Annotated in this window: 4 protein-coding genes and 2 pseudogenes; 1 reads left to right on the top strand and 5 read right to left on the bottom strand. The window is 57.5% G+C overall.

Annotated features, from left to right (window positions below; genetic code table 11):
• The 5 genes and pseudogenes from M988_RS18810 to M988_RS18790 all read right to left on the bottom strand — a co-directional run.
• Positions 1–437 (bottom strand): hypothetical protein (locus tag M988_RS18810; protein WP_156518192.1); only part of this gene is annotated, 437 nt, incomplete at its 3' end.
• A complete protein-coding gene (locus M988_RS18805) occupies positions 434–946 on the bottom strand; it encodes an aquaporin (protein WP_156518193.1) in 513 nt (170 codons plus the stop codon). The genes M988_RS18810 and M988_RS18805, both read right to left, overlap by 4 nt.
• 151 nt (positions 947–1,097) lie before the next feature.
• Entirely contained in the window at positions 1,098–1,841 is a 744-nt protein-coding gene (locus M988_RS18800; protein ID WP_156518191.1) for a hypothetical protein, read from the bottom strand.
• 427 nt (positions 1,842–2,268) lie between these two features.
• Positions 2,269–3,015: an IS21-like element helper ATPase IstB gene (gene istB, locus M988_RS18795; RefSeq protein WP_064575338.1), complete on the bottom strand. Its 747-nt coding sequence runs from the start codon at positions 3,013–3,015 to the stop codon at positions 2,269–2,271.
• A 14-nt stretch (positions 3,016–3,029) separates the two neighbouring features.
• Positions 3,030–3,821 (bottom strand): annotated as a pseudogene (locus M988_RS18790) (Mu transposase domain-containing protein); the annotation flags it as partial.
• Between the two features lie 35 nt (positions 3,822–3,856).
• Between M988_RS18790 and M988_RS22700 the strand changes: the two are divergent.
• Positions 3,857–4,590, top strand: a pseudogene (locus tag M988_RS22700) (transposase); the annotation flags it as partial.
• Positions 4,591–4,746: the final 156 nt, after the last annotated feature.

Raw genomic sequence — 4,746 nt, 5'->3', positions numbered from 1 at the left:
GCCGGCAAGGCCCGCACGCGCAGGCAGGCGGAGGGCGGCACGCCCTGGCGCTGCAACATCCCCACCAGCGCCGCCGGTGACAGCCGGGTCACCACCCAGACAGGTCCCTGTATCACATTAATCTGCAACAGCAGGGCCAGACGGGACAGTTCCTCCAGCAGCGGTCCCAGCGCCACGGGCAGGCGCAACAGGGTTAGCCCCGCGCTGTAGGCGGGATGGTCACAGGACAGCGCAAACAGTGCTCTCAGTGAGATAAACGACGAGGCAGGGAACGGCATCACCGCGGCAAGCCCTGCGCGCCCATAGGCGCATCCGTCCACCACCACGCTATTGTAGTTATCTGCCTTCTCTTTTTCCCCTCTACCTTCCCCTCTCTTTTCTTCCGGCTCCTCTTCCTGAGATGTGCAGGAGGCAATGGACAGCACCGGCGCCGTCACAGGCTCTCTCCCACATCCCCCGCCTCACCCGCGCGCACGACGAAGCAGCCCCGGTAGAACAGGCCGCCGAGCACCCCGCCGGCCAGCGGAGCCAGCCAGAACAGCCACAGCTGATGCAGATAAGCACCGCCGGCAAACAGCGCCGTGGCCGTGCTGCGCGCCGGATTCACGGAGGTGTTGTCCACCGGGATGGAAATCAGATGGATAAGCGTCAGGCAAAGCCCGATGGCGAGTGGCGCCACGGCGGCAGGTCGGCCGGCGTCCGTCACCCCCATAATCACCAGCACGAAGCCGGCCGTCAGCACCACCTCGGCCAGCGCTGCGCCGCTCAGGCCGAAGTTCGCCGGCGACAGCGCACCGTATCCGTTGCTGACAAACCCCTGTGTCGCGGGGTCAAAGCCGGCAAAGCCAATGCCCAGCGTGGGAAAACCTGCCGCCAGCAGCGCACTGCCGCAGCCGCCCAGTACCAGCCACAGCGTGCCGGTAAACTCCGCCGCCAGGGCGCTCAGTGAAGGTCTTGTATTTGTGAGTGCAATCGTCATCGGTATACCCCTTTTTTGTTTTACCGCCGTATGGCCCTGAGGCCGGAAAGTCACTGTCAAATCCGACGGGATCCGCCGTTGTTATCCTGTACCGTCCTCTCGCGTCGCGGCGTCGCGCTCATGGCTGACCTGAGGCGTACGGCACCCGTCGCCGCGGCATATGCCGACGGCGCCCCGTGGTCCTGCCCACCAGACAGCGCAGCGGCAGGAGGTCCGGGCTCACGGCGGGCATAGCCCGCACCGGCATTAGCGCCCGTTCCGGATACCCCTGCCCGGCCAGCCAGTGCGCCGCTGCCGGCACGCCCGGCGAGACAGAGACCCCATCATCCCGCACCTGCAGAAAACCGCCGCACTCCGGATGGCGCAACAGCAGCCCGCCGCCGTCGCGGGCGGCGCTCATCTGCCAGATACAATTGCCCCCGGGTATTACGTCAATGCGGACGGGGTGATGGCCGAGCGGCATCAGTGCAAAGCGGCTGCCCGCCGCCAGCCATCCCTGCTCTGCCCCATCACGCCACACTCGCAAGGCACCGTACCCCCCCGCCAGCGGCTGCCAGCGAAAGGCCAGCCGCCCCGCCATCCCCTGACGCGACAGGCTGCCGGGCCGCAGTAAGAAACGCTCACCGGCGGCCCGCAAAAAACCTGCACCACGGGCTGACACCAGGCAGAAGGTTACCCCCTCCAGCATCAGTGGCTGGCGAAGGTAGCGTTCCCATACCCATTCAGCGATGACCTCTTCTCCCGCCAGGCTAAGCGGGGCACCACCACGTGTTCGCAACACCGTGGTCCCCGGGGACGATTCAACGGCCTCCCAGTCAAACCCTGCTTCCGCCGGGTACGCGCCATTAGCCCAGCCGGTCACGGCGTTGCCTCCCGGCTGCAGCGGCCCAAACCAGTCAATATCCGTCTGTCCGGGGCGCCCGCCGGCCCGGACGGGCTGAACGACAAGCCCCCCACCGGCATCGGACGCCAGATAAGCACCCCGTGAAGGGGCATACCAGCGCTGAAATTCGGTGCCACGCAATGTTCCATCCTCCCATCCATATAGCCCCGCTCTACATATATAATTTTTCAGCTAGCTAATCGCCATACAGTTCAGTTACATTCGTAAATGAGATTTTTCTTAAACAAAATACAAAGAGAGAAAAATGAAACGTAAATATCTTACCGAAGAAGAAGTGGCATGTTTATTACAGATCGTGTCTGCATATTACCGTGAAGGAGATCGGTGAGTAACATCGATGGAGATCGGTTCGTGCCACTTTCACAGAACCATTTTTAAATTAACTTCACTGATCTCCTTCGGTCAACGAGGTTTGCATTTTTCGCATTGATTCTCCTTTAAGTTCTATCTTGATGCTCCCATGTACCAGTCGATCCAGGATGGCATCCGCATGCGTTGAGTCCCCGATCATTTTGTACCAGCTTTCCACCGGCAACTGGCTCACGACGATGATTGAGCCTCGCTGGTACATCAGATCCACTATTTCCAGTAGATCACTGCGTTGTTCTGACGACAGAGGCTCCAGCCCCCAGTCATCCAGAAGCAGCAGATCGCTGTGATTTAGTTTTGTCAGCAGTTTGCTATATCGTCCGTCTGCATGTCCCTGGTAGCACAGCTCCATCAGTGCTTTCAGACGGTAGTAGTAGACCTTGTATCCCTGTCGGCAGGCATTATGACCTAGCGCACAGGCCAGATACGTTTTGCCACTGCCTGTTGCGCCAGTCAGCAACAGGTTTTGTTTAAGACTCAGCCAGTTTCCCTGACCGAGTGAACGGATGAGGGCCTTATCCAGGCCCCTGCTGCTGCGATAATCCAGTTTTGATAACTCGGCGCTGAGTCTGAACCGCGCCTGTTTCACCAGACGCTCTGCTTTTCTGTTTTCGCGACAGGTCAGTTCTTCTGATGCCAGTAACGACAGACGTTCTTCGAACCCCAGTTCCTGGTATGCACCAGGTTGAGCGATCTGGTTTTTTAGCGCATCGCGGAAGCCGGTGAGTTTCAGTTCCGTCAGTTGCTCGTAAAGATGGTTCATTATTGGCTTCCGTATCAGTGGTAATATTTGCTGCCGCGAACGTTTTCATGTTCCAGCGTTGATAGCAGGTCTGGTTTGTTTTCAGGAACAGGCTGTTTATCAAGGCCTTTTTCCAGGATCGATTTTATTCCCGCAAGTCGCCATACCTGAGTTTTTAGCGCACGGGCACATGCTGCGTTAAGTCTGGCTTTGCTGTATTTCTTGTGCAGGTTCAGAAGCCCCAGACAGAACCGATAGCTTTGTTCCGGATGGGGTCGTGAGTTCAGGATATGAAGGACGTAGTCATGGGTTTCACTGCCAACCCGTGCAGCCCACTCCAGAAGTCGCTCCGGTGTCCAGGTGGCGTGCTGGCGATGAGCCTCCGGCATATGCTCTTCACGGGTGCTGTAGCCGTAGTTGCGATTGCGGGGATGTACTGCAACTTCCTGCCCCTGATTGAACAGCCTGACCAGCTCACCCGAGACCCATGCTTCCAGCTGTAAGCCCAGCAACGAACAGGGCACCGAGTAATAATGTTTGTCGATCTCCACGTGGTAATCTGCATGGACTCTGACTTTTTTCACCAGGGTGTAGCTGTAACTGGCCTCAGGAAGTGGCTTCAGCTCCGGTTTATCAAGCTGGATGAAGAGATCGGCCCGCGAACATCCCAGTTTCTGCATGACCTTGTTATTCAGCCTTTCCAGCAGTTGCCGGATCCGCTGATTCAGAGATGCCAGACTGTAGAAGGTCTCATGCCTGATACGGGCCATGATCCAGCGTTCAACAACCTGGACACCTACTTCAGCTTTGGCTTTATCTTTCGGTTTGTAGTGGCACAGTAAATTTGGCCACCTGATTAAAGGTGATATTCTCACCTCAACACAAAACAGGTGACTTAATGAACAAGAAAACGAAGCGTACTTTTACCCCTGAGTTCAGGCTGGAATGTGCACAGTTGATCGTTGATAAGGGCTACTCGTATCGACAAGCCAGTGAAGCGATGAATGTCGGCTCTACCACGCTTGAGTCCTGGGTGCGCCAGCTCAGGCGAGAGCGTCAGGGGATTGCGCCCTCTGCGACACCCATTACTCCAGACCAGCAACGTATTCGTGAGCTGGAAAAGCAGGTTCGCCGTCTGGAGGAACAAAATACGATATTAAAAAAGGCTACCGCACTCTTGATGTCCGACTCGCTGAACGGTTCACGATAGCTGCCAGACTGAGTGACAGCCACACGGTTGTCAGCCTGTGTTCTGCTCTGGAAATACACCGCAGCAGTTACCGGTACTGGCGAAAACAACGCGATACGGTTAATCCGGTGCGAGTCAGGTTGTGCAGCGAAATACGCCGGGCGTGGAACCAGAGTCGGGGCTCTGCGGGGGCGCGTACTTTGGCTGCAATACTGACCCAAAATGGCGTCCCGATGAGTCGTTACCGTGCCGGGCGTCTGATGAAATATCTGAACCTGAGTAGTTGTCAGCCCGGAAAACATCAGTACAAAAATGCCCGTCAGGAGCATACCTGCCTGCCGAATTTGCTTGAGCGTCAGTTCGCTGTACCGGAGCCAGACAGGGTATGGTGTGGAGATATTACGTATAGTGTGCCCGGAGTTCAGGGCGAGCATGGACGCTCAAATGAACCACGAGTCTGTCTGGAATATTGAACCGGTAACTCACGATGAGAAACCCAACAATCCCACCGGGTGTGACGGTGGAGAACCTGAGCGGCAGTGACCTGCGGCATGCCCGCGGGG

The sequence above is a fragment of the Hafnia paralvei ATCC 29927 genome, from assembly GCF_001655005.1.
GTDB classification, from domain to species: Bacteria; Pseudomonadota; Gammaproteobacteria; order Enterobacterales; family Enterobacteriaceae; genus Hafnia; species Hafnia paralvei.
Note: the sequence above shows the minus strand (reverse complement) of the source record. Positions and strands in the feature narration are given on the sequence as shown.

What these genes read in the sequence shown, in the direction of transcription:
- istB (WP_064575338.1), bottom strand. Translation starts at nt 3,015, where the DNA reads ATGAACCATCTTTACGAGCAACTGACGGAACTGAAACTCACCGGCTTC.